General features: G+C 60.4%; 21 protein-coding genes. 9 read left to right on the top strand and 12 right to left on the bottom strand.

Going from position 1 to position 26545, the window contains the following annotated elements:
* Window positions 1-11: 11 nt before the first annotated feature.
* Entirely contained in the window at window positions 12-146 is a 135-nt protein-coding gene (locus RFER_RS24905; protein WP_279587669.1) for a hypothetical protein, read from the bottom strand.
* On the opposite strand from RFER_RS24905, the gene ygiD reads away from it, so the two are divergent.
* Window positions 136-993: a 4,5-DOPA dioxygenase extradiol gene (gene ygiD, locus RFER_RS11800; RefSeq protein WP_011464624.1), complete on the top strand. Its 858-nt coding sequence runs from the start codon at window positions 136-138 to the stop codon at window positions 991-993. The genes RFER_RS24905 and ygiD overlap by 11 nt on opposite strands.
* Here ygiD and RFER_RS11795 read toward each other — a convergent pair whose 3' ends face one another.
* The 3 genes from RFER_RS11795 to RFER_RS25110 form a co-directional block, all read right to left on the bottom strand.
* Complete coding sequence (locus RFER_RS11795; protein WP_011464623.1) at window positions 994-2343, bottom strand: hypothetical protein; 1350 nt, start codon at window positions 2341-2343, stop codon at window positions 994-996. It abuts the gene before it with no gap.
* A 71-nt stretch (window positions 2344-2414) separates the two neighbouring features.
* Window positions 2415-3962 (bottom strand): PAS-domain containing protein, encoded by a 1548-nt coding sequence (locus tag RFER_RS23000; protein WP_011464622.1) that lies wholly within the window; start codon window positions 3960-3962, stop codon window positions 2415-2417.
* Window positions 3850-4119 (bottom strand): PAS domain-containing protein, encoded by a 270-nt coding sequence (locus tag RFER_RS25110; RefSeq protein ID WP_084795491.1) that lies wholly within the window; start codon window positions 4117-4119, stop codon window positions 3850-3852. The genes RFER_RS23000 and RFER_RS25110 overlap by 113 nt, the downstream gene beginning before the upstream one ends.
* 635 nt (window positions 4120-4754) lie before the next feature.
* Here RFER_RS25110 and RFER_RS11785 point away from each other — a divergent pair.
* Entirely contained in the window at window positions 4755-6179 is a 1425-nt protein-coding gene (locus RFER_RS11785) for an FAD-binding oxidoreductase (protein ID WP_011464621.1), read from the top strand.
* 44 nt (window positions 6180-6223) lie between these two features.
* On the opposite strand, the gene RFER_RS11780 is transcribed toward RFER_RS11785, so the two are convergent.
* Genes RFER_RS11780 through RFER_RS11770 form a run of 3 tightly spaced genes read right to left on the bottom strand, consistent with a single transcriptional unit; the run spans window position 6224 to window position 11034 of the window.
* Window positions 6224-7783: an FGGY-family carbohydrate kinase gene (locus tag RFER_RS11780; protein WP_011464620.1), complete on the bottom strand. Its 1560-nt coding sequence runs from the start codon at window positions 7781-7783 to the stop codon at window positions 6224-6226.
* A gap of 6 nt (window positions 7784-7789) precedes the next feature.
* The gene (locus RFER_RS11775; protein ID WP_011464619.1) at window positions 7790-9430 is read right to left on the bottom strand and encodes a glycerol-3-phosphate dehydrogenase/oxidase; all 1641 of its coding nucleotides are present in this window, start codon (window positions 9428-9430) and stop codon (window positions 7790-7792) included.
* Entirely contained in the window at window positions 9418-11034 is a 1617-nt protein-coding gene (locus RFER_RS11770) for an FAD-binding oxidoreductase (RefSeq protein WP_011464618.1), read from the bottom strand. The genes RFER_RS11775 and RFER_RS11770 overlap by 13 nt, the downstream gene beginning before the upstream one ends.
* Window positions 11035-11453: 419 nt before the next feature.
* Between RFER_RS11770 and RFER_RS11765 the strand changes: the two genes are divergently transcribed.
* From RFER_RS11765 to RFER_RS11750, 4 genes are all read left to right on the top strand, one after another.
* Window positions 11454-12446: an SGNH/GDSL hydrolase family protein gene (locus tag RFER_RS11765; RefSeq protein ID WP_011464617.1), complete on the top strand. Its 993-nt coding sequence runs from the start codon at window positions 11454-11456 to the stop codon at window positions 12444-12446.
* 264 nt (window positions 12447-12710) lie between these two features.
* Window positions 12711-13523 (top strand): thioesterase family protein, encoded by an 813-nt coding sequence (locus tag RFER_RS11760; protein ID WP_011464616.1) that lies wholly within the window; start codon window positions 12711-12713, stop codon window positions 13521-13523.
* 89 nt (window positions 13524-13612) lie between these two features.
* Window positions 13613-14911, top strand: coding sequence for a glycerate kinase type-2 family protein (locus tag RFER_RS11755; protein WP_011464615.1), 1299 nt, complete (start codon window positions 13613-13615; stop codon window positions 14909-14911).
* A gap of 87 nt (window positions 14912-14998) precedes the next feature.
* The gene (locus tag RFER_RS11750) at window positions 14999-16039 is read left to right on the top strand and encodes an AraC family transcriptional regulator (RefSeq protein ID WP_011464614.1); all 1041 of its coding nucleotides are present in this window, start codon (window positions 14999-15001) and stop codon (window positions 16037-16039) included.
* Between the two features lie 134 nt (window positions 16040-16173).
* On the opposite strand, the gene RFER_RS11745 is transcribed toward RFER_RS11750, so the two are convergent.
* From RFER_RS11745 to RFER_RS11730, 4 genes are all read right to left on the bottom strand, one after another.
* On the bottom strand, window positions 16174-16932 hold the full coding sequence (locus tag RFER_RS11745; RefSeq protein ID WP_011464613.1) for an amino acid ABC transporter ATP-binding protein: 759 nt from the start codon (window positions 16930-16932) through the stop codon (window positions 16174-16176).
* Window positions 16933-16959: 27 nt separating this feature from the next.
* The gene (locus RFER_RS11740) at window positions 16960-18063 is read right to left on the bottom strand and encodes an amino acid ABC transporter permease (protein ID WP_011464612.1); all 1104 of its coding nucleotides are present in this window, start codon (window positions 18061-18063) and stop codon (window positions 16960-16962) included.
* Window positions 18064-18078: 15 nt separating this feature from the next.
* Window positions 18079-19254, bottom strand: a complete 1176-nt coding sequence (locus tag RFER_RS11735; protein WP_011464611.1) for an amino acid ABC transporter permease — start codon at window positions 19252-19254, stop codon at window positions 18079-18081.
* 128 nt (window positions 19255-19382) lie between these two features.
* Complete coding sequence (locus RFER_RS11730) at window positions 19383-20417, bottom strand: amino acid ABC transporter substrate-binding protein (protein WP_011464610.1); 1035 nt, start codon at window positions 20415-20417, stop codon at window positions 19383-19385.
* 273 nt (window positions 20418-20690) lie between these two features.
* Between RFER_RS11730 and RFER_RS11725 the strand changes: the two genes are divergently transcribed.
* A complete protein-coding gene (locus RFER_RS11725) occupies window positions 20691-21293 on the top strand; it encodes an isochorismatase family protein (protein ID WP_011464609.1) in 603 nt (200 codons plus the stop codon).
* Window positions 21294-21343: 50 nt separating this feature from the next.
* Here the strand turns inward: RFER_RS11725 and RFER_RS24115 are convergent, their stop codons facing one another.
* Entirely contained in the window at window positions 21344-21496 is a 153-nt protein-coding gene (locus RFER_RS24115) for a hypothetical protein (protein WP_166485714.1), read from the bottom strand.
* Between the two features lie 51 nt (window positions 21497-21547).
* Here RFER_RS24115 and RFER_RS11720 point away from each other — a divergent pair, with 51 nt between their 5' ends.
* Window positions 21548-23443, top strand: coding sequence for a propionate--CoA ligase (locus RFER_RS11720; RefSeq protein WP_011464608.1), 1896 nt, complete (start codon window positions 21548-21550; stop codon window positions 23441-23443).
* A gap of 194 nt (window positions 23444-23637) precedes the next feature.
* Entirely contained in the window at window positions 23638-26529 is a 2892-nt protein-coding gene (locus tag RFER_RS11715) for a 2-oxoglutarate dehydrogenase E1 component (RefSeq protein ID WP_011464607.1), read from the top strand.
* Window positions 26530-26545 lie beyond the last annotated feature (16 nt).

Raw genomic sequence — 26545 nt, 5'->3', positions numbered from 1 at the left:
ACTCAAACCGGTCAAAATTTTCGCTTGATAGGCTCTTTATAAAGGAAAATCAAGGACACTGCTTGCGTCGCAAGGCATAGGGTTTTGGCCGCTTGTGCGATGGCGCCACTGGTGCCGATAATTTTTGGAGATTTGATGACTGTCATGTCAAATGCTAGCGCCTTCGGCTCTGTCCAGGCGCTGAAAAAAACGAGAAAAATGCCGGTTATTTTTCTGGGCCATGGCAGCCCCATGAATGCCATTGAAGACAACGACTATCGTCGCAGCTGGCAATCGCTGGGGGCCAAATTTGGTGCGCAGTGGCCCATGCCACAGCTCATTTTGTGTATCTCTGCCCATTGGCTCACAAACGGCTGGTGGCTGACCGCCATGACACAGCCCAAAACGATTCACGATTTTGGCGGTTTCCCGCCAGCGCTTTTCGATCAGCAGTACCCGGCTCCGGGTTTTCCGCAAGCCGCGCAGGAAATCAGTCAGGGCCTGCGTCAGCCGGGCAGCGCCAAGCCCTTATCACTCGATTTTCAGGAATGGGGCCTTGACCATGGCGCATGGTCCGTGCTCAAGCCGATGTTTCCTGCTGCCGATGTGCCGGTCATTCAACTCAGCATGGATTACAGCCGCCCCCCTGCAGAGCACTATGCGCTGGGCCAGCAGCTCAAAGGTTTGCGCGAGCTTGGTGTGCTGATTGTGGGCAGCGGCAATATGGTGCACAACTTGCGCACCCTGCAGATGGGAGCCGGGCCGGACCAGGCGTATGACTGGGCGCTTGAATTCGACCAAACCATTGCCGACTATCTGCAGAACGGGAATCTGGACGCGCTACAGAATTTCCAGACGCTCGGGGCGGTTGCAAAACAGTCACATCCCACACATGAGCATTTTTTGCCCCTGCTTTATGCGGCCGGGGCGGTCGATGCCAGCGAAACGCCGCAGTTTTTCAATACCAGTTTTCAGGCTGCATCGATCTCGATGCGTTCGGTCATCTGGGCCTGATTACGGTGTCGCGCTGGCTTTCAGCACGCCGCGCACCATGTTGCGGCTGTGGGCGCCAAAATTACCCATCAGTTCGGTCGTGACATGGTCCAACCCGGCCCGTTTGGCGGCATCTTGCTGGCTCAGTTCAGCCACCAGATCGATACCCGATTCCTTCACGCCGAAATCAAATGACGGGTCGGAAACATAGCCAGGTGGCAGGGTGTTGACAAGAGTGTCGGTCAGCCGGGTACCAAGGGCATGAGACTGGCGACTCACGACATCGCGTGCATACAGGTCGGACCAGGCCGGGTAGCTGGCGTCTTTGTCGCTGTTGCGCAGTGACTTTTCGATGCTGGTCTCCTGCCTGGCCAGCGAGGCGTTATAAATGAGCTGATTCTGGTATTTTTCCAGCGCGAGATGGCGATTGGACAGCAGCACAATCATTTCGTCTTTCATTTTGGGCAGCCCGGCCATCGCCAGCAGGTTGATGCCGATCAGTTTCAGGGATGAATTGCCGGGCGACAGGCTGGCGTGATACGGTTGGGTCAGATCCTGCACATAGTGCAGCGCCAGCCCGGTGAAGCGCCAGCCCCAGTAAGGGTGGCTGGTTCGGAAAGCCAGCGCGGCCAGGCTGCTGTACTGGTGGATACGAAGCAGAGGAAAAGTCTTCTTGATAAAGGGCGCCGCCAGGTAAATAACGCGGTCTTCGTGGTAGAAGCCCATGTGAAACGGCGCCTGGGTCGAGAAGTACAGCGCGGGGTTGCCAAACGGCAAGGCGCCAAAGCCGTAGACCTTGCCCCAGTCCGACGGGCTGTCGGCCCACAGATTGATGTCCAAACCATAGTCCGGCTCATCGGTGGCCGAGGCCAGCACGCTCAGTGGCGAGACCTTGTCGCCCGCCTTGATGCCGACAAAACGGTAGTTTGAGTTGGGTTGCTCGGGCAGCGTGTTGACGCTAGCGTGTGCCAGCAGCGTGGCAGCGTCCGGGCGCGGGCTCCAGGGATCGGGTTGAATGTAGAGTGCCAATTTGCTGTTGGGCGCCACCCGCAAAGCCATCAGAAATGCCAGTCGCCGGGCCTCGTCGGTTCGCGTTGGGTTGGCCCTGAAAACCAGTGCTGCCGGACGGGGTGGGTAGACGTCCAAGTGGGTTTGTGCCCAGGTTTCCTGGCTGAGCAGCAGGGTTTCAATGGATTTCTCCTGCGCCTTCAGGAAGGCTTCCAGCGGCTCGACCGTGACCACCGCTGCCTTCGCCACTTCGGGCATATTTTCAAAAGTGCGGTAGGCGGCAAAGCTGTGATTGCTCCAGGCCAGGGCGTTACCGGCTGCCAGCCCAAGTACGCTGGCCAAAGCCACCGCGAATCGTTTCATCTGAAGTCTCCTGTGCATATTTCATACCTGGATCGGGCCGGCGTCAGGCCCTGCGTGCCATTGGGATTTTGTCATGCGTCGCAGTCATGGAACGCAGCGGCATTGCGCCCCGCTTCTTTGGCTTTGTATATTGCGATATCAGCCCACTTCAGGAAGTCGTCTGTGCTGCCTTTGTGGTCCATGAACAACGCCACACCGATGTTCACCGTGCAATGATGCTCAACGGTGGTGTTGGTGTTCGACCCGTGATTGAGAGTCAGCAGATAGGGCGGAGCCAATGCAACGCGGACTTTTTCAGCAATACACCGGGCCTGCAGGGCCGCTTGCGGCAGATTCACCTCCAAATCGACCAACATCACCACAAACTCATCGCCGCCGAAGCGCGCAACAGTGTCTATTTCACGTACACACCGCGTGAGTCGATCCGCCGCCTCAACCAGCAGCAAATCGCCCACCTCATGCCCGTGCGTGTCATTGAGCGGCTTGACGTTGTCCAAACCAAGAAACATCAATGCGCCATAACAGGCACTGCGCTTGCTCGCTGCCAGGGCCTGGCTCAGGCGGTCGCTGAGAAGACGACGGTTCGGCAGTTGAGTCAGCGCGTCATGAAACGCCAGATTCCTGATTTCGTCTTGCGCCCGCTTGCGCACGGTGATGTCGGTTAAGGTGGCAACGTAGTTGGTGATTTCTCCCGCGTCGCCCTTGACCGCGGTGATCCTGAGCCATTCGGGGTAGACCTCGCCGTTCCTGCGCCGATTCCAGAGTCCTCCCTGCCATCTGCCGCTACATCGCAGGCTGTCCATCATGGCAGCATAAAAGGCTGTGTCGTGTCTGCCAGATTTGAGCAGGCGCGAATTCTGACCCACGGCCGCTTCGGCCGTATAGCCGGTAATGTCCGTGAAGGCCCGGTTGACGCGCAGGATCGTGCCGGCCGCATCGGTGATGAACATGCCCTCCTGAGATTCAAAGGCAGTGGCGGCAATACGTTGCTGCGAGTCGGCCAGCTTGCGCTCGCTGATATCCATGTAGGTGCTGACGAAACCGCCGTCTGGCAGGGGCATGCCACGGATCTCCAGCACCGTTCCGTTGGGGCGAACTCGCTCGAATTTGTGGGCCTGAAAGTGGCTTGCCCGGGCAACGATGGCTGCGATCTGCTGCTTGGGGTCACCGGGGCCGTACTCGCCGCGACCCGTGTTGTAGCGAGCGATGTCTTCGAAACCCACCCCGGGATTGCCGAGCAGCGAATCGGGAAGATCGAGCAACTGCTTGAACTGGTCGTTGTGCGCCGCCAGGCGCAGCTCAGCGTCGAACAGTGAGATGCCGCCTGGGAAGTTTTCGATGACGGCGGACAGTATGTAGTTCTGCCGTTGCAGTGTCTCTTCGATGCGCTTACGTTCAGTGATGTCGCGCCAGACACAATAGATGACGGGCCTGCTTTCCAGTTCGACGATCGAGAGCGTGACCTCGGCGACGAAGTTCGTGCCGTCGGCCCTGGTGTGTATCCATTCAAACCGGTGCAAACCCTTGTCCATGGCAATGGCCATCATGTGCTCGGCCTTGGCGAAGGAATCTTGACCATCGGATTGCGTTGGGGGGTGAGAGTTTTGACGGATGGACATTCAGGAACTGGCCGCGGCTTGTGTAGCCCAGCATCCTGACGGCGGCCTCATTGCACTCGACAAACCGGTTACCGTCGATGATCCGGGCGGGATTTGATGATGACTCAAACAACTGCTTGAACCAGCGTTGATCGGACTTCAGGTTGGGGCGGGACATTCAAGTGCCTGTTGATGCGCGTGTTAAATGATGCCACCTTAGTCGACCGGGGGCAAATAGCCGTTTTCCCCCGAACGTCATGGGAGTTGACGAGCCCTGCAGCCGCTGACGTTCGCGCCACGTCTTCGTGCAGGCACAGGATATTGCCTTCGGTGTCCTCAAACCAAGCCGCCTTCTCCGTGCCGAGCACGCAGACATGGCCGACCGTTTTCAGGTTGGGGGTAGTCGTAGTCGGCAAAAGTTACGCCACGCGCCCCAAGCCGTGCAATGGCATCAGCGATGTTGTCGACGCGAAAACTCAAGGTCGTGTATGGCGCCTTTCCGCCCGCTGGCTTGCCTCCCATGGGCCGCAGGCTTCGCGCGGCTGTCCTTGACCGGAAGCATGCATGTCACTCTGGTAATAGGAATGATGCTCATTTCAGAAAATCCTTGTAAGGTTTAAGAAATTGACTATATTGAAAGCGGCATGTGCGGATTTCAATGCGCAGGACTGCGCCGGGATCAGTGTCTGACGACGAAGTGACGTCCATGGCGGCGATGGTGCCCGGCCTGCCTAAGCTGAACCCCAGGGACGGACAAGGCGCGAAGACGGATCAAAGCGAGATCCGCATTATTCATGGAAATGGAGGCGAAGTATGGAAAGCTTGAAAGTGCTTCAACTGTCTGGAGAGCGTGCCACATTTGATGAAGCCACTGTCGAAAAATTGAGATCCTCTTTGCGAGGTGGGCTGCTGCTTCCGAACGACGAAGGCTTTGATAAAGCGCGCACCGTTTGGAACGCCATGATCCATCGCAGCCCTGCGTTGGTGGTGCGTTGCGCCGGCGTGGCCGACATCCGCCAGGCCGTGACATTTGCGCATGAGCATCGCCTGCTGACGGCCGTCAAGGGGGGCGGACACAACATCGCGGGCAATGCCGTGTGCGAAGGTGGTTTGCTCATCGATTTATCGGCTATGCGCGCGGTGACGGTCGACCCCATCGCGGCAGTCGCGCAGGTCGAGCCGGGAGCGACGCTGGGCGACTTTGACCACGAATGCCAGGCCTTTGGATTGGCCACCCCGGTGGGCATCAATTCGACCACGGGTGTGGCAGGACTCACGCTTGGCGGTGGATTCGGCTGGCTGTCTCGAAAGTACGGCATGACGGTCGACAATCTGATGGCCGCCGACGTGATCACCGCCGATGGGCGCCTGCTGCGCGCCAGCGACAAGGAGAACCCCGATCTCTTTTGGGCGATTCGGGGCGGTAGCGGCAATTTTGGCGTCGTCAGCCGGTTCGAATTCAAACTTCACCCGGTGGGGCCGGAAGTTCTGAGTGGTTTGATTGTCTATGCGCTAAAGGACGCGACGTCCGCGCTGAAGTTATTCCGTGACTACGTCAAGAAACTCGGCAACGATACGAACGTCTGGACCGTGATGCGCAAGGCGCCTCCCTTGCCGTTTCTCCCCCCAGAGGTGCACGGGACCGAAATCATCGCCTTCTGCGTGTTCCACGCCGGCGATCCGGACGAGGGACGAAAGGCGATTGAACCCTTGCGCAAATTGGGCACGGTGCTTGGGGAATATATCGGCATGCAGCCCTATACGGCCTGGCAACAGACGTTCGACCCGCTGCTCGCCCCGGGAGCCCGGAACTACTGGAAATCACACAATTTTGTCGACCTGAGTGACGGTGCCATTGATGTGGCGGTGAAATACGTTCAAAGCCTGCCCTCGCCGCACTGCGAGATATTCTTTGGCCTGATCGGCGGCGCCACCACCCGTCCCAAGCCCGATGCCACGGCATATTCCCATCGGGATGCCATTTACGTCTGCAACGTTCATGGCCGCTGGGAGACCGCGGCCGAAGACCAGAAAGGTACCGCCTGGGCGCGCGGGTTCTTCCGCGAGGCCGCGCCTTATGCGACCGGCGGTGTGTACGTCAATTTCCTGACCGATGATGAACCCGAGCGCATCAAGGCCGCTTACGGACCCGGGTACGAGCGCCTGGTCAGCGCGAAGAAAAAATACGACCCAGATAATCTGTTTCGCATGAATCAGAATATTCGACCCAGCCCCTGAGGCGCATTGTTGGCCAGTGGGAGATCACGCTTGATCTGGTTTTTTCAATTCTCCGGATAACCCGTGATCGCCTGAATATCCCGGTACAGCGGCTGCAGCCGCCGGTACATGCGGCAGTAGACACGGCGGTAGAGCTGCTCGTAGGTATTGGCATGCGCGGGTTCGGGTTCAAACACCTGGCCGATGCGGGTCATCTCATGAACGGCGGTGGCAAAGTCAGGGTGCAGCTTCAAACCCACGGCGGCCAGAATGGCGGCGCCCAGGCCGCTGGTCTCGTACAGGTGCGGCCGCTCGCACGGCAGGTTGAAGACATTGGCCGTGATCTGCATCGCCGCATCGCTTTGCGAGCCGCCGCCCGACACCCGCACGCGCGTGACACGCTGCCCGCCACGCTTCTCGATTCGTTCCTTGCCTTCACGCAGCGCATAGGCCAGGCCTTCCAGGATCGCGCGGTACAGGTGGGCGCGTGTGTGCACGTCGCCAAAGCCAATGACCGCGCCCTTGGCCTCCGGGCCGGGCACCTTGATGCCGGGGTTCCAGAACGGCTGCAGCATCAGGCCCAGTGAGCCGGGCGGCACAGTGTTCACCAACTCGTCAAACAGGCTCTCGGGTGCCACGCCGCGCTCCAGCGCAAGCTGCTGCTCATGCAGACCAAACTGCGCCTTGAACCAGCTCACCATCCAGAAGCCGCGCGTGATCTGGATCTCGGTGTTGTAGTGGCCCGGCACGGCCGCCTGGTAGGGCGGAATGAAGCGCGTGGCCTCCAGGTAACGCACTGTGGTGGTGTTGATGGTGGCGGCGGTGCCGTAAGACAGGCATGCAATCTCGGGCGTGAGGCAGCCCGCACCGATGACCTCGCAGGCTTTGTCGGCGGCACCGGCGATCAAGCTCAAGCCTTGCGGAATGCCGGTGGCCAGCGCCGCCTGCGCGCTGACCTGGCCGATGAGGGCGCCCGCAGGCACCAGCTCGGGCAACATGGCGGCGGTGATCGGCATGGCCTGCCATTTCCAGTCGTGTTTGGGAGCCCAGCAACCCTTTTTGTAGTCGAACGGGATGTAACCCACCTGCGCGGCCACCGAATCAACAAAGCGGCCGGTAAAGCGGTAGTTGAGGTAGCCCGACAGCAGCAGGTATTTGTCGGTCTTGGCCCAGAGTTCAGGCTGATGCTGCGCGATCCAGTTGGCCTCGGCTTCGCGCTGAAAAAAGCGCACGGTCTCACGCATGCCGATGGCGCGAAAGGCGGCGTCCCACCACCACGCCAGCTTGGGCAACTGGTCGGCGCGGCGCTGGTCCAGCCAGATCATGGCCGGGCGCAAGGGCAGGCCGCCTTTGTCCAGCGCGATGGTGGTGCCACGCTGGGTGGTGATGACCACGCCTGCAATCGCGCTCTTGGGCACGCTGGTGACGGCCCACAGGCGCTGGCAAGCGTCGCACAGGGCTTGCCAGAAGGCCTCGGGGTCGTTCTCCATCCATCCCGGTTGCGGTGACTGGTAGCTGGTGATGGTGACCTGCGCCTTGTCCACCAGATTGCCTTGCAAATCAAAGAGCAGGGCGCGTACGCTCTGGGTGCCGTTGTCGATGGCGAGAAGGTAGGTCTTGCTCATGGGGGCTCAATCAGTTGAGGACAGAGCTGGCCTGCTGCGCAGGCTGCGGTCTGCCCCGCAAGGTATCACGAGTGGGTCGGGCGCTTGATAGTGTGCGGCAATCAGCGCGCGGTAGCGCTCGATCTCAGTTTGCCATTGGGTATCGCTCCACAGCAAATGCGACTCGCACAGCGACCGGATGCGCGCCAGATGGTCCAGGCCACCACGCGGCAACAGAATGCCCAGCCGCGTGCGGCGCAACAGCAGATCGTCCAGATGCTCGATGGCCTCATGCTTGGCCGCGATTGCGAGCTCCAGCCACAGGGTGTTGGTGCCGGGAATGGTTTGCAGCTCAGCGTCGGTCGCGCCAGCGCAGAGTGCCTGCGCCCGATAGCCGTAGCGCGCCGCCAGCCGGTGCCGCACGGCCGCGCTCCAGCGTGGATTCAATTCGCCTACCGGGGTGAACACGGCGGCGGCTTCTCGCGCAAACGGCTTGCCGACATGCGGCGCCGCCAGCGCCAAGGCGTCTTGCGCCATCAGCCGAAAGGTCGTGAGCTTGCCGCCGGTCAGCGTCACCAGGCCCGACTCATCCAGCACCACATGGTCCCGCGCGGCGTGGGAGGCCGAACCCGTGCCGTCATCCACCACCGGACGCACCCCGGCGTAACAGGCGCTGATATCGGCGGCGCGCAGGGCGGCGGCGGGGAACTGGTCGTTCACGGCGGCCAGCAGGTAGTCCACCTCTTGCGGCGTGATGGAGGCCTCGACATCCAGATCCTCGCGGTGATCGAGGTCGGTGGTGCCAATCAGCGTGGCGCCCTCCCAGGGGTAGAGAAACACGGGTCGGTCGTCCGTCGGGTGCATCAGGCTGATGGATTGCGCGACGGGCAAGCGCCAGAACGGCACCACCAAGTGACTGCCGCGCAAAGGGCGCAGCATGGGCTTGCCGCCCACCGCTCCACGCAGCCGGTCGGCCCAGGCGCCGGTGGCGTTGACCACGGCTTTGGCACGTACCTGAAATTGCTGGTGGGTGAGCACGTCTTGCAGCGTGATGCTGGACACGCGACCCGCATCAAGCTGCAAGCCAAGTGCGCTCACGTAGTTCAAGACCAGTGCGCCGTCGCGCTGCGCCTCCATCAGCACACGCCACACCAGACGCGCATCGTCGGTCTTGGCGTCCTGGAATACCAGCGCGCCGCGCATTTTGGGTGGCGCCAGACCCGGCGCCAGCGCCTGCGTGGTCGCCAGATCGGCCCAGAAATGGCTGCGAAGACCTGCCATCCAGTCGTAAATCGTCAAGCCCAGTTGAAACAGCCAGCGGCCCGGCTTGCGCCCTTCGCAATTCGCAAACAAAAAGCTCTGCGGCTCGATCAATTCTGGCGCCTCGCGCATCAGGCGCTCGCGCTCGCGCACCGAGTGCAGGGTGGTCTTGATGTCGCCTTCCTTGAGGTAGCGTAAGCCCCCATGCACCAGCTTGGAGGAGCGGCTGGACGTGCCCCAGGCAAAGTCGCGCTGCTCGATCAGCAGCACGGTCCAGCCGCGGCGCGCCGCCTGCTGTGCCACCCCGGCGCCGCTGATGCCGCCGCCAATCACCACCAGGTCCCAGGTGGGGGCGTCGAGCCGCGCCAGGCCTTTGGCGCGTTCTGTGCCTGCGTTTAACTCGCCCATGGTCCACCGTCCTGCAGCAGCTTGCCGGGGTTCATGATTTTTTTCGGATCGAAGTGGCGACACAGCTCAGCCAGCGTGGCCATGCCCAGTGGTCCTTTCTCGTCGGCCAGATGGGCGGCGTGGTCGCGCCCGACACCGTGCTGGTGGCTCACCGTGCCGCCGTGTGCAGCGACGGTGGCGGCCACTGCCGTTTTGAGGCGCTGCCAGCGCTCGAAATTGGGCGCAAAGCCGCCCGGTGCAGTAGCCCACACAAATTGCGAATAAATGCTGCTGCCCTGCGGGTACAGATGCGACAGATGGGTGAACGCGTGCACCCGCTCGCCGTAGGGGGCAAATACATCGCGCGCCGCCTGCTCCATGGCCAGCATCAGGTGCTTCACCTGCGGCCAGTCCACTGCCGTCTCGATCGTGTCGGCGGAGTAGCCCTGTTCCCACAGCGTGTTGCGCAGGTAAGGGCCTTTGAAGCGGTTGGCCACCCATTTGTTACCCATGGCGCGCCCGATGTAGACGGCGCCGTGGGTTGCCAGCAGGCGCCGCGCCTCGCGCAGGGCGTGCCGCGCGGTGTGTGTGTCGGCCGTCACGCCCAGCATCAGCATGCACTTGCCCACGCCACAGCCGCGCCAGGACAAATAGCGCTGCAGCCAGCCGATCAGGCGCGCGTGGCCGGCCAGCGTGAGGTTGGTTTCGGTCTCGATGCCGTTGGACAGGCGCAGCAGACTCAAGGGCAGTTTGCGCTGCACCAGCTCGCGCACCGCAGCCTCGGCAGCGTCCCAGTCGGGGAAAAACAGGGCGTGAAAACTCTCGTGCTCCGGCAGCGTCGAAACCCGCACCGTGGCCTCGGTCAGAATGCCAAAGCGGCCCTCCGAGCCCAGCACCAGCTCGCGCAGGTCCGGCCCGGCGCTGGCCGCCGGCACGGTCGGAATGGTCAGCGTGCCGACGGGGGACTCCAGCCTCCCGCCCGCAAACAGCTGCTCGATACGCCCATAGCGCAGCGACTGCTGGCCGCTGGAGCGTGTCACCACCCAGCCGCCCACCGTGGAGTACTCGAAGGACTGCGGAAAATGCCCCAGCGTGTAGCCGTGCGCGCGCAATTGCGCCTCCACCTGCGGCCCCGGCGTGCCCGCGCCGAAGGTGGCCAACTGGCTGGCCTTGTCCAGGTGCAGCAGTCGGTTCATGCGACTCAAGTTGATCGACAGGATCGGCCGCTGGCTGATCGGGCAATCCAGATGCCCGGCCACGCTGGTGCCACCGGCAAACGGGATCACGATCCAGTTGTTTGCGTTGGCCAAGTCGATCAGCTCGCGCACCTGTTCGGAGGATTCAGGAAAGGTCACGCCGTCGGGCACCGGGGGCAGGGCGCCAAAGCGCTTGCGGATCCAGTCGCCAAAGCTCTCGCCCAGCGCCATGGCAAAGCGGGTGTCGGCGTCGGTTTGAATCAGCGGGTGTGTGGGCAGGCGCGAGGCCGGAACCTGCGCCAGCATCGCGTCGCGCGTGGCGTCAACTGCGGGCAGTCCAGGCCCCAGGCGCGTGTTCAGCATGGCGCGCGCGGCCTCGCTCAGGTCTATCGAGGTCGCGTCGTCGCCCCAGCCGTTCCATCGTCGCATGCCGTGCTCCTTGTTGCTTCCGTATCAAGCCGACTGTAGAACAAGGCCAGTCATTTGCCGTTTCGCGATGCCGCCAATCGATTGTTCTATCGCGCCAGGTTTGACCACTACGCTGTTCGAACTTTATGTGTTTTAGGCCTCTAGCCCCCGTTGAATATGGGTGAGCTGCTATTTATTTTGCATCTATTGGCCGCTATGACGGACTATTGATCCGACGTCGGTTTACTTTACAGTTCGCCGCGTGACCTCGGAAGTATCTCCCGCAAGCCCTTGAAATCTAACAATTTTTTGCATTTGGCCTGAATCTTGCGCATGTTTGACGAATTGCGAATGATGTGTCGCAATTCCTTCAGGAATGTGCTCGTGCCAACGGGGCGTGCCGTTCGCTGTGACCGAGGACTTGAATGGGGGTGCGGAAAATGCTTGAAAAGATATTACGTGGCGTCTTGACACTCGTTCTCACGTGCGCTTCTGTCGCGGCGGCGGCTACGCCGTACACGTCGATCACCGTCTTCGGCGACAGCCTCTCGGACGGTGGCAACGCCTATGCCTACACTGAAGCCATTTTCGGGCCGGGGAACGGCTTTCCACCCGCTCCGTATGCCCAGCGCTTCAGCAACGGCCCCGTCGCCGTCGAGCGACTGGCTGCCAATCTGGGGCTTTCGTTGACCCCGTCGCTGCTCGGAGGCAGTAACTATGCCTACGGGGGCGCAGAGACGGGATCGACGAACTACCTCAGGTTGAATTCGAATCCGTTGGTTGCTGCGGCATTTTCCGGCAGCAACACCGGCGTGCTGGCACAAGTGGCCGATTTCACTTCATTACACAGTCTTAATCCCTCAAGTCTGGTCGTGCTTTGGGCCGGACCGAACGACCTTTTCTCGGCGCTCGATTCCGCAGCCGATCCTGTGGCTGCCATGTCCCTGGCGTTGTTCAACCTGCAGTTGGCGACGCAGCAGCTGTACCTTGACGGGGCCCGTACCATCCTGATGCCGAACATGCCCAACATAGGGCTGACGCCTTTTGGACTGTCTTTAGGGGCAGCAGCGTCGGCCCAACTCACAGGGATAACCGTGGGTTTCAACACTGGGCTTCATTTGTTGGCCGACGCATTGAATGCAGCAGATCCCGGCCTCAATATTCTCGAGTTTGACACTTTCAGCCTGTTGAACAGTCTGATCAACAACCCCGCTGACTACGGTCTCTCGAACGTGACGCAGCCGTGTTTCAACGGCGTGGCGGTCTGTGCGAACCCCGACTCCTACCTGTTTTGGGACAGCGTGCATCCGACGACGAGCGCACATCAAGTCATCGGGGACCGCTTCACGACAACCGTGCCCGAGCCACCCCTGACTGCACTGATGGCAGTCGCCTTGATTGGCCTGTACGCGTCGCGCCGGCGCAAACGTTGAACAGAATCGTTTTTTACGAGAGTCCCGCATCGGCGCGGGCTTCTGTCTTGTGTGCCCTCGGGAGGGGCTGAGCCAATCCAGGTGTCGAGGTCGCAGGCCGCGTTTCAAAACTGCTGGCCCAATACAAATGTTATTTGACAGTGGAGATGCCATGTCGGCAGACATAGCCTGGATCAGCTTCGTTGCTGCTTGATACTCCCGCGCCGCCGGTTCTTCACGGGATAATGTGCGCATAGGAGGGGGCTCCACGAGCCTCAATAACCCATGACCATGACCTCAGCCATGCCCGCCAGCGCCTACACCGTGTTGGACAGTGGCGCCTACCATGCCAGCTTACTCACGCGCGGTCCCTGGCACCCCGCGCACCAGCACGCCGGGCCACCTATTGCGCTGGTGTGCCGCGCCATTGAACACGCCGCCGCCGCCCACGGCTTGACCCACATCGCGCGGCTCACCGCCAACCTGCTGCGTCCGGTGCCAATTGGCGAGGTCGCGGTCGAGGTCGCCACCGACTATGCCGGACGCAACGCCGGCCATTTCTCGGCGCGGCTCCTGGCTGGCGGGAAGGAAGTCGCGCGCTTCACGGCACTGGCCCAGCGCGAGAACGACCTGCAACTGCCCGACGGCCTGCCGGGCCACCCGCTGCCACTGGCACCGATGGGGCCCGAAGCGTCGCAAGCGGCGACGTTCCCGTTCGCCAGCAAGCATGTGGGCTACTCCGACCTGGTCGAGACCCGCGTCGCGCACGGCCGCTTCTTCAACGGTCCCTGCGCCATCTGGTTCCGCTTGCGCCACCCGCTGCTCGGCAGCGAAGCACCCAGTGTCTACCAGCGCGTCGCCGTTGCCGCTGATTCGGGCAATGGCATCAGCGCGATTCTCGATTTAAAAAGCTACAGCTTCGTCAATTCGGACCTGACCATCAATCTCTTGCGTCGGCCTCAGGGCGAGTGGATCTGCCTTGATGCCCGTACCTACCTTGGCCCGAACGGTGGCGGCCTCGCCGAGTCAAAGCTCTACGATATACACGGGCTCATTGGCCGGGCCACGCAGAGCCTGTGCGTCAGTCAGCGCAGTTGATGATGCCGCCAACCAATTGTCCGATCGCGCCAGGTACGAAACCTTTTTTGCTTCATTCGAACCTTGCCCCTTGATCAAAGAGTACGCACATGACAACAGAAACCCCGATCGACCGCAGGCAATTGCTGCGCAGCATGTTCGACGCAGCCGTTGCGTCAGCGCAGCCGGCGCTGTGCCTGCCGCTATTTTTGCCAGCACAGCCAAAGGGCAGAACAATCGTCATCGGCGCGGGGAAAGCCTCTGCTGCCATGGCGCGGGCGCTGGAAGAGCATTGGAGCGGTCCGCTCGAAGGTCTGGTGGTCACGCGCTATGGTTACGAAGTGCCTTGCAAGCGAATCAACATTGTGCAGGCGGCGCATCCGGTACCCGATGCAGCCGGTCTGCTTGCCACCCAGCGCATCTTGGATGCCGTGAGCGACCTGACCCCTGACGATTTGGTGATTGCACTGATCTCCGGCGGCGGCTCCTCACTGCTGGTCGCACCGGGCCCAGGCTTGACGCTGGCGGACAAGCAGGCCGTCAACGTTCAGTTGCTCAAGAGCGGGGCGAGCATCTCCGAGATGAACTGCGTGCGCCGTCACCTCTCAAGCATCAAGGGTGGGCGGCTCGGTGCAGCCTGCCACCCCGCCAGACTGCTCACCCTGCTGATTTCGGACGTGCCCGGCGACGCACCGGTTGACATTGCCTCCGGCCCCACGGTGGCGGACCCAAGCACCTGCGCCGATGCGCTGGCCATCGTTGATCGTTACCGCATTGAGTTGTCGCCCGCAGTGCGCTCGATGCTGGAATCCGGCCAGGGCGAGAGCGTCAAGCCTGGCGACTTGCGGCTGGTGGGAAGCGAGACGCGCATGATCACAGCGCCCCAAATGGCACTCGAAGCTGCGGCACGCGTCGCCCGCAGCGCGGGCCTTGCAAGCTACATCCTCAGTGACAGCCTGGAGGGCGAGGCACGCGAGGTTGGCAAGACGCTGGCTGGCATCGCACGGCAGGTGGCTCTGCACGGTCAACCCTTCACACCGCCCTGTGTGCTGCTGTCGGGCGGCGAGACCACAGTGACGGTGCAGGGAACAGGCCGGGGTGGTCGCAATGTGGAGTTTTTGCTCGCGCTCGCTGTTGCCCTCGACGGACTGACCGCCATCCATGCCATTGCCGGCGATACCGATGGCGTTGATGGCGCCGAGGAAATTGCCGGTGCCGTCATCACACCCGACACCTTGGCTCGGGCCTGGGGCCTTGGCATCAATCCACGTGCCAGTCTCGACAACAACGATGGTCACGGGTTCTTTCAGGCGCTGGGTGACTCTGTGGTGACCGGGCCCACCCTGACCAATGTGAACGACTTTCGGGCCATCGTCATCGACGCCGGTCCGGCCGACAGAATGCCCTGAATGCAGCGCAGGCGCTGGAACTTGTTGAAGCCATAGCGGCCAAGCAATTCAAGCTTCAATGCAAAGGCGCGCGACTATCATTGCGCGATGCCGTTAACCGACTGTTCAATCCCGGCCGCAGCTCCAAGCGCGCGTGTGGTGGCGCCCTATGCCCACACGCTGTGGGATGCAGCGCGTGCACAGGGGCTGGATGATGCGCTGTTGATGGCGACGCTCGGGCGCACCGCCATCGGCGATGACGATGTTTCGGTAGCGGCCTACCTGGACCTGCTGCGGGCGGCCCGTGAACAGGGTGGGCCGCTGTTTGGCTGGCGTCTGGGGCAGTGTGTCAAACCCACCTCCTATGGCGTCAACGGTATCTTGCTGCTGGCTTGTCCAACCCTGGGGGATGCACTGCAACAGGTACTGCGTTTTGAGTCGCTGGTGCATGACCTGGGCCGCTCCAGCTTCACCCGGCACGCAGACAGGGTGGTTTACGCCTGGCGCAACGACTGCGCCGTGCATCCGATGGCCGGTGTGCTGGCGGAATCTGTGTTCTCTGGCATTCAAACCTGCGCCCAGTGGCTGATCGGCAAGCCCCTGATCGATTTTGACCTTGAGTTCACGCACGTCACCGACGCCGCCACATCGGCGCGCATTGGGCAGTGGAGTGGGGCGCGTGTGCGCTGGGGCGCGGCTGAAAACCGGGCAGTCTTTCCGGCCTCGGTACTGGCCTGCCCGATCCCGCAAGCCAACAAAGCCCTGTTGCCTCTGCTGCAGCAGCACGCCGAAGCCTTGCTGCAAGCGCGTTATCCGCAGGATGTGGGCATCGTGGCCCAGGTGCGCCAAAGTATTTCCGGTCGTCTGGGCAGCGGTTCGGTCAAACTCGCCGGCGTCGCCTCAGACCTGCACCTGTCCACCCGCACCTTGCAGCGCCGCCTGGCGGATGTGGGGGTGGCTTATCAGACGCTGCTGGACAGCAGCCGCCACGAATTGGCTCGCCATTACCTGAGCAACTCGGCCATGCCGGTGGCCGAGGTGGCTTATCTGCTGGGTTTTCAGGATACGCCGGCGTTTCATCATGCCTTCAAGGGCTGGCAAGGTCAGGGGCCAGGGCAGTACCGCATGTCGGTTTGCCAAAAAGTTTAAGGCTTTTTGGCTTCTAGCCACCGTTAAATAAGGATGTATTGCTATAAAAATAATAGCTAATATCAGCTGACCTTTGCGGGCCGGCTTGATCCTGCTGCCAGTCAACCGAGCCCGGCCATCAGCTGACCCGGCGCTCAATGCCCCAGAATCTTAGACAAAAAGTCTTTGCTGCGCTCGTTTTGCGGGTTGTTGAAGAAGTCATGCGGATTGTTTTGTTCCACGATCTGACCCTGATCCATAAAGATCACGCGGTCGGCCACCGCCTTGGCAAAGCCCATTTCGTGCGTGACGCACAGCATGGTGATGCCCTCATCGGCCATGGCGATCATCACATCGAGCACTTCCTTGATCATTTCGGGGTCCAGCGCCGAGGTGGGCTCGTCAAACAGCATGATTTTGGGCTTGAGGCACAGGGCACGCGCAATGGCGACCCGCTGCTGCTGGCCGCCCGAGAGTTGCAGCGGGTATTTCTCGGCCTGCTCGGCGATGCGCACCCGGTTGAGCTGGTGCATGGCCTTTTCCTCGGCTTCCTTTTTGGGCATTTTTCCGACCCACATCGGTGACAGCGTCAGGTTCTCCAGGACCGTCAGGTGGGGGAACAGATTGAATTGCTGAAACACCATGCCGACTTCCTTGCGCACCTGGTCGATGGCCTTGACGTCGTCAGCGAGTTCGATCCCGTCCACAACCAGACGCCCTTGTTGGTGCTCTTCAAGGCGATTGATGCAGCGGATCAGCGTGGATTTTCCCGAGCCCGACGGTCCGCAAATGACGATGCGTTCGCCCTTGGCCACGGTCAGGTCAATGTCGCGCAGCACATGAAAGTTATTGCCGTACCACTTGTTGACCTTGTCGAAAATGATGATGGGTTGTGGGGTTGAGGACTCGGACATGATTGTTTTCTTTTGGGTGAGAGGGTTTCAGCGCAGCTTGCTTTTGTTGACTTGTTTTTCCACCCAGTGGCTGTAGCGCGACATGGAGAAGCAAAACACAAAGTAAATCAGGGCAATAAAAATGTAGCCTTCAATCGTGAACGGGCGCCAGTTGGAGTCGGAGTTAAGCGCCAGGCTCATGGCCCCGGTCAATTCATAGAGGCTGACGATGGTGACCAGCGAGGTGTCCTTGAAGGTGGAAATGAAGTTGTTCATGATGCCCGGCACCACCATCGCCAGGGCTTGTGGCAGCACGATCTTGCGCTGGGTTTGCCAGTACGACAGCCCCAGGGTGGCGGCCGCCTCGACTTGCCCCTTGGGAATGGCCTGCAGACCGCCGCGAATGACCTCGGCCGAATAGGCCGCGGCAAACAGGGTGATGCCCACCAGCACGCGGATCAGCACGTCGATCTTGAAGCCTTGCGGCATGAACAGCGGAAACATGAAGGAGGCCATGAACAGCACCGAGATCAGCGGCACGCCGCGAATCAACTCGACGTAAATGGTGCAAAAACTGCGGATGGCGGGCAGGCTGGAGCGCCGCCCCAGTGCCACCAGCAGTGCAATCGGGAACGACATCACCAGGGACAGCGAAGCCAGCAGAATGGTCAGCGGCAAGCCGCCCCAGCGATCGGTGTCCACTTGGGTCAGGCCCAGCGAGTTGCCGTACATCAGAGTGAAAAATGCCGCCAGCACGACCACCCACAGCAGCGGCAGCCAGGTTTTCCAGAACATGCGCACGCAACTGGCCACCAGCAAGCCGGTGAGCAACACAGTGGCAATGAGCGGGCGCCATTGTTCCTCAAACGGGTAGCGTCCGAAGATGATGACACGGTATTTTTCGGCGATCACGCCCCAGCAGGCGCCCACACCGGGGGCGCGGCAGGCCTCATAGTTGGGCAGCCAGGCGGCTTTGAACACCGCCCAGTTCAGGATTTGCGGTACCAGCCACAGTAAAACGCCGCCAACGATCAGGGTCGCCAGGGTGGTTTTCCAGTCAGCCAGCAAATTGGCTTTGACCCAGGCGACCGGGCCCTCGGTGTCGACCGGGGCAGGGCGCGCAGCAATAGGTTGAAAAATAGTTGCAGTCATGGTGTGGGTCCAGGGTCAACGTTCTTTGATGGCAGAGCGGCTGTTGTACCAGTTCATCAGAACGGCGGTACCCAGTGAGGTGCTCAGGTAAACCAGCATCACCAATGAAATGCACTCCACCGCGCGGCCGGTCTGGTTGAGCGCGGTGTTGGCAATGGAGACCACATCGGGGTAGCCAATGGCCACCGCCAGCGAGGAGTTTTTGGTCAAATTGAGGTATTGGTTGGTCAGCGGCGGGATGATCACGCGCAACGCCTGTGGCAGCATCACCAGGCGCATTTCCTGCTGGCGGCTCAGGCCCAAGGCGGCCGCCGCTTCACTCTGGCCCAGCGCTACCGACTGGATGCCACCGCGCACCACTTCGGCTATGAAGGAGGCGGTGTAAAGCGTCAGACCCAATAACACAGCCAAAAACTCAGGTGTCAGCGCCCCCCCGTTTTCAATCGAAAAATCACCTTTGAACGGTCGGTTCAATGCCGTGGGTGCGCCACCGAGCAACCATCCGAGCAGGCTGGCCGCAAGAACAATCACCAGCGGCATCCAGACCATGCTGCGCACCCGGCCGGTCGCCTCAAACTGGCGCTTGGCCCAGCGCCGGTAAACCCAGGCCAAAACCAAACCGGGGATCAAACCATAAGCGGCCCACAATTGCCCGATAGACCACACCGGAATCGGGTAGTTGAGCCCGCCTTTGCTCAAGAAAAAAGAGCCGAACACCCAGGCATCAGATGCGGCGGGCAATACCTCGGTCAAGATCACGTACCACAGCAGCAGTTGCAATAGCACGGGGATGTTGCGAAAAAGCTCCACGTAGACCTGGCACAGGCCGCGCACCAAGGCATTGCGCGAGAACCGCCCCACGCCTAACAGGGTGCCTAACACGGTGGCCAGAATAATGCCCAGCACGGCCACGCGCAGGGTGTTGGTGACGCCCACCAGGAAGGCTTGCCAGTACGGTTGGGCCGAGTCAAACGGATACAGGCTTTCGCCGATATCAAAGCCGGCCGCTTGTTTCAGAAAGTCAAACCCGCTCTGGATGCCACGCACCCGCATGTTGAGCAGGGTGTTGTGGGCCAGAAACCAGACAAAGCCGCCGATAGCCAGAATGGCGATGACCTGGTAAATCAGGCCTCGAAAGGCCTGACTGCGCCAGGACCAGTTATTCTTTTTAGGAGGATTTTTTGAATTCATTGTGCTTTGCGATTTGCAGTGCGTCCTGAAACAACAAGAGGGGCACCCGAACAGAGCGTCATAAAAAGAGCGCCGCGTGAATCGCTCAGGCGAAATCAGGCGGCGCCGGTTAGTACTCGGGTAACGTTTTAGCGCACCGGGTAGGCGTACATCAAGCCGCCCTTGTTCCACTGGTTGTTGACGCCACGGGGCAGGCCCAGAGGCGAATTGGGGCCGACATTGCGTTCAAAAATTTCACCATAGTTGCCAGTCGCCTTGATGGCGTTGGCCATCCAGTCCTTGCTCAGACCCAGCAGCTTTCCGGAGTCTTCAGAGGTGCCCAGGATGCGCTGCACCACGGGGTCTTTGCTGGTAGCCTTCAAACCTTCCAAATTGGCTTGGGTGATGCCGTACTCTTCTGCTTCGAGCAGGCCATAAATCACCCATTTGACAATCGCAAACCACTCGTCGTCACCGCGGCGCACCATCGGGCCCAAAGGCTCTTTGGAGATGAGTTCAGGCAGGATGATGTGTTCTTTGGGGTCCTTGGCAACCTTGTTGCGGGTCGAAGCCAGACCAGACGCGTCGGTTGTGTAGGCAATGCAACGACCGGTAAAGTAAGCGTTTTCAGCGGCCTCAAGCTTTTCAAACACGACCGGTTTGATGTTCAGCCCGTTGGCCTTGGAGTAGTCGGTCAGGTTCTTTTCCGTGGTGGTGCCCGATTGCACACACACGGTTTGGCCCTTGAGCTGCTTGGCGCTCTTGATCTTGCTCTTGACGGGCACCATGAAGCCTTGACCGTCATAGTAGGTCACTGCAGTGTCGTGCAGGCCTAGAGACGCATCGCGGGTCAGGGTGAATGTGGTATTGCGCGAGAGCACGTCCACTTCGCCCGACTGCAGGGCAGTGAAGCGTTGCTGCGCATTGAGCGGCACATATTTGATCTTTTCAGCATCGCCCAAGGTGGCGGCGGCGATGGCGCGGCATACATCCACATCCAACCCAGTCCATTTGCCCGCCGAGTCAGCCGCACCAAAACCGGCCAGACCGGTGTTGACACCGCAGACCACCTGGCCACGGGCCTTGATGCCGTCCAGGGTCTTGCCCGCATGGGCAGGAGCGCTCATGAAGGCGCCCACGGTTGCCACAACAGCGGTCAGGGTTTGTAATTTACTCAGGTGCATTTGCATTACTCCAGTGGAAAAAATGAATCAAAAAAAGGACAGCGGCAGTTTCCTGCGGATTTATCCCTGGGGCGAACTTTAGCCCCCCTGGGGATAGCTTGGCATCGGGGTTTACTCTTGCCGTTCATGCAAAATATTTATAACCTGATCCAACTATGTCGCTTGCCCCATATGCCATGAGCAAAATCTGTACCAACTGACAGATACCCTGAACACTTGCGGTTTAATTGACCAGTACCCCAAAATGTTCAACTTCCTAAAGGAAAGCCTGCCATGTTGCTAGATGCTGCCCAATCCCAACTCGTGCTGGTGGATTACCAGAACCGCCTGATGCCCGCCATTTTTGAAGCCCCGCTGGTGCTGGCCAACGCGCTGCGCCTGGCGCAAATTGCGCGTTTGCTGGAGGTACCAATTTGGGGCACTGAGCAAAATCCGTCCAAGTTGGGCGAAAACGCGCCCGAATTGCGGGCGCTGTGCGCGCAGACCTTGAGCAAAATGCACTTCAGCGGTGTCGAAGAAGGCCTGGGCGAGTGGCTGCGCCCACCAGCCAAGCCGGTCGCGGGCAACGCGCGCAGCTTGCCCAAGCACCTGCAAAAGCCGACTGCAAATGCGTCCGAGCGCAACACGGTTGTGATTGCCGGCTGCGAGGCGCACGTTTGCCTGCTGCAAACCGCGCTGCATTTGCTCGAAGACGAGTTTGAAGTCTGGGTGGTGACCGACGCCTGCAGCTCACGCACCGAGCGCAACCGCGACGCTGCCTTTGACCGGCTGGCGGGCGCTGGGGCCGAACTGGTGACGACCGAGATGGTGGCATTTGAGTGGCTGCGCGGCGCCGAGCATCCCCACTTCAAAGCAGTGCAGAATTTGATCAAATAGGGTCATAGCCGGCGTCATCATTATATTGTTTGCTGCTATTTGGATAGCATTCAAGTGCCGGCCGTTGATCGAAGGGTCTTACCCAGGCAGCCACGGGCCAAACCAATGTCGCGCTCGCTGTAACGCAGCTCTGTGTCCCGGTGAATAGGCGCAAGGTAGTGCAGCAGGGTCAGGGGCTGACGCGACAAGTCAGTTTGCAGCAAGTTCAAAGTCCATAATTATGAATTCAGTTTCATGACCCTTGGAGACCCGCAATGACAAACTACGCTGAATTTCACCGCCGTTCACTCGAAGATCGCGACGCATTCTGGGGCGAACAAGCCCGACTGGTGGATTGGAAAACGCAGCCACAGCAGGTCTGTGACTACAGCAATCCGCCATTTGCCAAGTGGTTTGTTGGTGGCACCACCAATTTGTGCCACAACGCGGTCGATCGCCATCTGAAAGACCGGGCTGACCAGGCGGCGCTGATTTTTGTGTCGACCGAGACCAACCAGGAGAAGGTCTATTCGTTTCGTGAGCTGCACGCCGAGGTGCAGCGCATGGCGGCGGTGCTTAAAGACCTGGGGGTGAAAAAGAGCGACCGGGTGCTGATCTACATGCCGATGATTGCCGATGCCGCGTTTGCCATGCTGGCCTGCGCGCGCATAGGTGCGATTCACTCGGTGGTTTTTGGCGGCTTTGCCTCGGGCTCACTGGCCTCGCGTATTGAAGACGCCTCGCCCAAAGTGATCATCAGTGCCGACGCCGGTTCGCGCGGCGGCAAAGCGGTGGCGTACAAACCCCTGCTGGATGAAGCGATCCGCCTGTCCAGCCACAAACCGGAGGCGGTGCTGCTGGTGGATCGCGGTCTCGTCCTTATGAATCTGGTAGCGGGCCGGGACCATCTGTGGGCGGCTCTGCGGGAAAAACACATGAGTACCGTGGTGCCCTGCGAGTGGGTCGATGCCACGCACCCGAGCTACACGCTCTACACCAGCGGTACCACCGGTAAGCCCAAAGGTGTGCAGCGCGACACCGGCGGTTACGCCGTCGCGCTGGCCGCCAGCATGAAACACATTTACTGCGGTAATGCCGGTGAAACCTATTTTTCCACCAGCGACATCGGCTGGGTCGTAGGCCACAGCTACATCATTTACGGCCCCCTGGTTGCGGGCATGGCGACCATCATGTACGAAGGCCTGCCGACGCGACCGGATGGCGGCATCTGGTGGAGTCTGGTCGAGAAATACAAGGTGACGGTGATGTTCAGCGCGCCCACGGCGATCCGGGTGTTGAAAAAACAGGACCCGGCGCTGCTCAAAAAATATGATTTGTCGTCACTGCGTGCACTGTTCCTGGCCGGCGAGCCCCTGGATCAGCCCACCGCCCAATGGATCAGCGAGGGCCTGGGCCGACCGATTGTCGACAACTACTGGCAGACCGAGACCGGCTGGCCGATCCTGAGCATTTGCAAAGGCGTTGATGATTCGCCGACCAAGTTCGGATCGCCAGGCAAGGCGGTCTACGGCTACAACGTCAAACTGCTCGACGAAAACACCGGCGAGGAACTCAAGGGCGCCAACCAGAAGGGCGTGGTGGCCATCGAGGGTCCGTTGCCGCCCGGCTGCCTGCAGACGGTGTGGGGTGACGATGCGCGCTTCGTCAGCACTTACTGGACCACCATCCCGGGGCGCATGGTCTACAGCACTTTTGACTGGGGCATTCGCGATGCCGATGGCTACTACTTCATCCTGGGCCGCACCGACGATGTGATCAACGTCGCCGGGCACCGGCTGGGCACGCGCGAGATTGAAGAAAGCATCTCGGCCCACCCCAACATTGCCGAAGTGGCGGTGGTCGGTGTCGCCGATCAACTCAAGGGCCAGGTCGCGATGGCGTTTGCGGTGGTCAAGGACATGACCCTGGTTGCCGACGAAGCCGGTCGCCTGAAGTTGGAGGGCGAGATCATGAAACTCGTGGACGGTGACCTGGGTGCCGTCGCCCGGCCGGCGCGCGTGCGCTTCGTCACGGTGCTGCCCAAAACCCGTAGCGGCAAGCTGCTGCGCCGGGCCGTGCAGGCGGTTTGTGAAGGACGCGACCCCGGGGACCTGACAACCATGGAAGACCCGGCAGCGCTGCAACAGATCAAGGATTTGGTAACAGAGTAAGTCGGTATTTGGGGGCGGCGCCGAATGCCCGCCGCCTGACCCAAAGTTCTCATTAGTGGCACAATTGCGCCTTGTCACAGGGCCCTTCCAGCCACAGTCGCATCCGCCAAACGGTCAAGCCGTGACGCGGAAGGTTTTTAAAAACAGCTTTAACCAGCTCAAGTTTCCTGCAGGGAAACGGAGGTCAGCGCAATATGAGTGAAACAACGTCTCAAGGGGCGAGTTCGACATCGTCGGTCTATCAGGCCTATCAGGCCAATACCTATCTTTTTGGTGGCAACGCGCCGTACGTCGAAGAGATGTACGAAAACTACCTGGCCAATCCCGGTGGTGTGCCAGACAGTTGGCGTGACTACTTCGATGCCTTGCAGCATGTGCCCGCCGCAGATGGCAGCAACGCCAAAGACGTGCCCCACCTCCCCGTCATCAATGCATTTGCCGAGCGTGCCAAACAGGGCGGCACCAAGGTCGTGGTGGCCAATGTTGATGCCGAAATGGGGCGCAAGCGCACCGCCGCGCAGCAGTTGATTGCAGCCTACCGCAACGTTGGCGTCAGTTGGGCGGATCTGGACCCTTTGAAGCGCGCCGAGCGGGTGGTGATTCCTGAATTGGAGCCCTCGTTTTACGGTTTCAGCGATGCCGACCAGGAAGCGGTGTTTGACACCAGCAACACCTTCTTTGGTAAAAACAGCATGAGCCTGCGCGAGTTGATGAACGCGTTGCGGCAGACTTATTGCGGCACCATCGGTGCGCAGTTCATGCACACCACGGATCAGAACCACAAACGCTGGTGGCAACAAAAATTGGAGAGTATTCGTTCCAAACCGAGCTTCTCGGTGGAGCAACAAAAACACATTCTGGATCGGCTGACCGCCGCCGAAGGCTTGGAGCGGTTTTTGCACACCAAGTATGTGGGGCAAAAGCGCTTTTCCCTGGAAGGTGGCGAGAGTTTTATCGCCTGCATGGATGAGCTGATTCAATCGGCTGGCGTCAAGGGCATCCAGGAAATCGTGATTGGCATGGCGCACCGGGGGCGTCTGAACGTGCTGGTGAATTCGCTGGGCAAGATGCCTGGTGATCTGTTTGCCGAGTTCGACCATACCGCACCCGAAGAATTGACCAGCGGGGACGTGAAATACCACCAGGGTTTCAGTTCTGACGTCACCACCCGCGGTGGCCCGGTGCATTTAAGTCTGGCGTTCAACCCCTCGCATCTGGAGATCGTCAACCCGGTGGTTGAGGGTTCAGTGCGCGCCCGCATGGATCGCCGCGCTGACCCGCTCGGCAAGCAAGTGCTGCCGGTGCTGGTGCATGGCGACGCGGCCTTTTCGGGCCAGGGTGTCAACATGGAAACCTTTGCGCTGGCTGAAACCCGGGGTTACTCCACGGGTGGCACGGTGCATATCATCATCAACAACCAGATCGGTTTCACCACCAGCGATCCACGCGACAGCCGCTCCACACTGTATTGCACCGATGTGATCAAGATGATCGAGGCGCCGGTGGTGCATGTGAACGGCGATGACCCGGAAGCCGTGGTGCTGGCCACTCAGTTGGCGCTCGAGTTCCGTCTGGAGTTTCGCAAGGACGTGGTGGTCGACATCGTTTGTTTCCGCAAGCTCGGCCACAATGAGCAGGACACACCGGCGCTGACGCAGCCGCTGATGTACAAGAAAATTGCAGCTCACCCCGGAACGCGCAGCCTGTACGCCGACAAACTGGCAGCGCAGGGTTTGGGGGCCACGCTCGGCGATGACATGGTCAAGGCCTTCCGCGCCGCCATGGATGCGGGCAAACACACGGTAGACCCGGTACTGACCAACTTCAAGAGTAAGTACGCTGTGGACTGGGCGCCCTTTATTGGCCAGAAGTGGACCGATGCCGCCGAGACCGCGATCCCCCTGGGTGAGTGGAAGCGTCTGGCTGAAAAAATCACCACCATTCCGGCCAGCGTGACGCCGCACAACCTGGTTAGAAAGGTCTATGAAGATCGCGCCGCCATGGGCAGGGGCGACCTGCCGGTGGACTGGGGCATGGGCGAGCACATGGCCTTTGCCTCGCTGGTGGCCAGCGGCTACCCGGTGCGCCTGAGCGGCGAAGACTGCGGTCGCGGCACCTTTACCCACCGGCATTCGGTGATTCACGACCAAAACCGTGAAAAGTGGGATGTGGGCACCTATATCCCGCTGCAAAACGTGACCGACAACCAGGCTCCGTTTGTCGTCATCGACTCGATCCTGTCAGAAGAGGCCGTGCTGGCCTTTGAGTATGGCTACGCGTCGAACGAACCCAACACGCTGGTGATCTGGGAAGCCCAGTTTGGCGATTTTGCCAATGGGGCGCAAGTTGTTATCGACCAGTTCATCGCCTCCGGCGAGGTGAAGTGGGGCCGCGTCAACGGCATCACCCTGATGCTGCCGCACGGCTACGAAGGCCAGGGCCCCGAGCACAGCTCGGCCCGACTGGAGCGCTTCATGCAGCTCAGTGCCGACACCAATATGCAGGTCGTGCAGCCGACCACGGCGAGCCAGATTTTCCACATTTTGCGGCGACAGATGGTGCGCAACATTCGCAAGCCCTTGATCATCCTGACGCCCAAGTCGCTGCTGCGCGCCAAGGATGCAGCGTCTCCCGTGTCCGAATTTACCAAGGGCAGCTTCCAGACCATCATTCCGGAACAAAAAGCGCTGAAGGCCGACAAGGTCAAGCGCCTGGTGGCTTGTTCCGGCAAGGTCTATTACGACCTGGTCAAAAAGCGCGAAGAAATCGCTGCCGACGACGTGGCGATTATTCGGGTCGAGCAGTTGTATCCGTTTCCACACAAGGCGTTTGCCGCTGAACTCAAAAGATATCCGAATGTGACGGAGGTCGTATGGTGTCAGGATGAGCCGCAAAACCAGGGCGCCTGGTTTTTTGTGCAGCATTACATCTACGAAAACATGTTTGACGGGCAAAAACGGGGCTATTCGGGCCGCGCGGCGTCCGCATCGCCCGCCGTGGGTTATGCGCACCTGCACCAGGAGCAGCAAAAAGCGCTGGTTGAAGGCGCATTCGCCAAGCTCAAAGGCACTGTCCTCACCAAATAAAGAACGAAAGAAATAT

The sequence above is a fragment of the Rhodoferax ferrireducens T118 genome (genome assembly GCF_000013605.1).
GTDB lineage: Bacteria > Pseudomonadota > Gammaproteobacteria > Burkholderiales > Burkholderiaceae_C > Rhodoferax > Rhodoferax ferrireducens.
The sequence above is the reverse complement of the archived record's forward strand: the minus strand, read 5'-3'. Positions and strand labels throughout refer to the sequence as shown.

Coding starts and splice junctions, on each gene's coding strand:
- ygiD (WP_011464624.1), top strand. CDS start 136: ATGACTGTCATGTCAAATGCTAGCGCCTTCGGCTCTGTCCAGGCGCTG.
- RFER_RS24905 (WP_279587669.1), bottom strand. CDS start 146: ATGACAGTCATCAAATCTCCAAAAATTATCGGCACCAGTGGCGCCATC.
- RFER_RS11795 (WP_011464623.1), bottom strand. CDS start 2,343: ATGAAACGATTCGCGGTGGCTTTGGCCAGCGTACTTGGGCTGGCAGCC.
- RFER_RS23000 (WP_011464622.1), bottom strand. CDS start 3,962: ATGTCCATCCGTCAAAACTCTCACCCCCCAACGCAATCCGATGGTCAA.
- RFER_RS25110 (WP_084795491.1), bottom strand. CDS start 4,119: ATGTCCCGCCCCAACCTGAAGTCCGATCAACGCTGGTTCAAGCAGTTG.
- RFER_RS11785 (WP_011464621.1), top strand. CDS start 4,755: ATGGAAAGCTTGAAAGTGCTTCAACTGTCTGGAGAGCGTGCCACATTT.
- RFER_RS11780 (WP_011464620.1), bottom strand. CDS start 7,783: ATGAGCAAGACCTACCTTCTCGCCATCGACAACGGCACCCAGAGCGTA.
- RFER_RS11775 (WP_011464619.1), bottom strand. CDS start 9,430: ATGGGCGAGTTAAACGCAGGCACAGAACGCGCCAAAGGCCTGGCGCGG.
- RFER_RS11770 (WP_011464618.1), bottom strand. CDS start 11,034: ATGCGACGATGGAACGGCTGGGGCGACGACGCGACCTCGATAGACCTG.
- RFER_RS11765 (WP_011464617.1), top strand. CDS start 11,454: ATGCTTGAAAAGATATTACGTGGCGTCTTGACACTCGTTCTCACGTGC.
- RFER_RS11760 (WP_011464616.1), top strand. CDS start 12,711: ATGACCATGACCTCAGCCATGCCCGCCAGCGCCTACACCGTGTTGGAC.
- RFER_RS11755 (WP_011464615.1), top strand. CDS start 13,613: ATGACAACAGAAACCCCGATCGACCGCAGGCAATTGCTGCGCAGCATG.
- RFER_RS11750 (WP_011464614.1), top strand. CDS start 14,999: ATGCCGTTAACCGACTGTTCAATCCCGGCCGCAGCTCCAAGCGCGCGT.
- RFER_RS11745 (WP_011464613.1), bottom strand. CDS start 16,932: ATGTCCGAGTCCTCAACCCCACAACCCATCATCATTTTCGACAAGGTC.
- RFER_RS11740 (WP_011464612.1), bottom strand. CDS start 18,063: ATGACTGCAACTATTTTTCAACCTATTGCTGCGCGCCCTGCCCCGGTC.
- RFER_RS11735 (WP_011464611.1), bottom strand. CDS start 19,254: ATGAATTCAAAAAATCCTCCTAAAAAGAATAACTGGTCCTGGCGCAGT.
- RFER_RS11730 (WP_011464610.1), bottom strand. CDS start 20,417: ATGCACCTGAGTAAATTACAAACCCTGACCGCTGTTGTGGCAACCGTG.
- RFER_RS11725 (WP_011464609.1), top strand. CDS start 20,691: ATGTTGCTAGATGCTGCCCAATCCCAACTCGTGCTGGTGGATTACCAG.
- RFER_RS11720 (WP_011464608.1), top strand. CDS start 21,548: ATGACAAACTACGCTGAATTTCACCGCCGTTCACTCGAAGATCGCGAC.
- RFER_RS11715 (WP_011464607.1), top strand. CDS start 23,638: ATGAGTGAAACAACGTCTCAAGGGGCGAGTTCGACATCGTCGGTCTAT.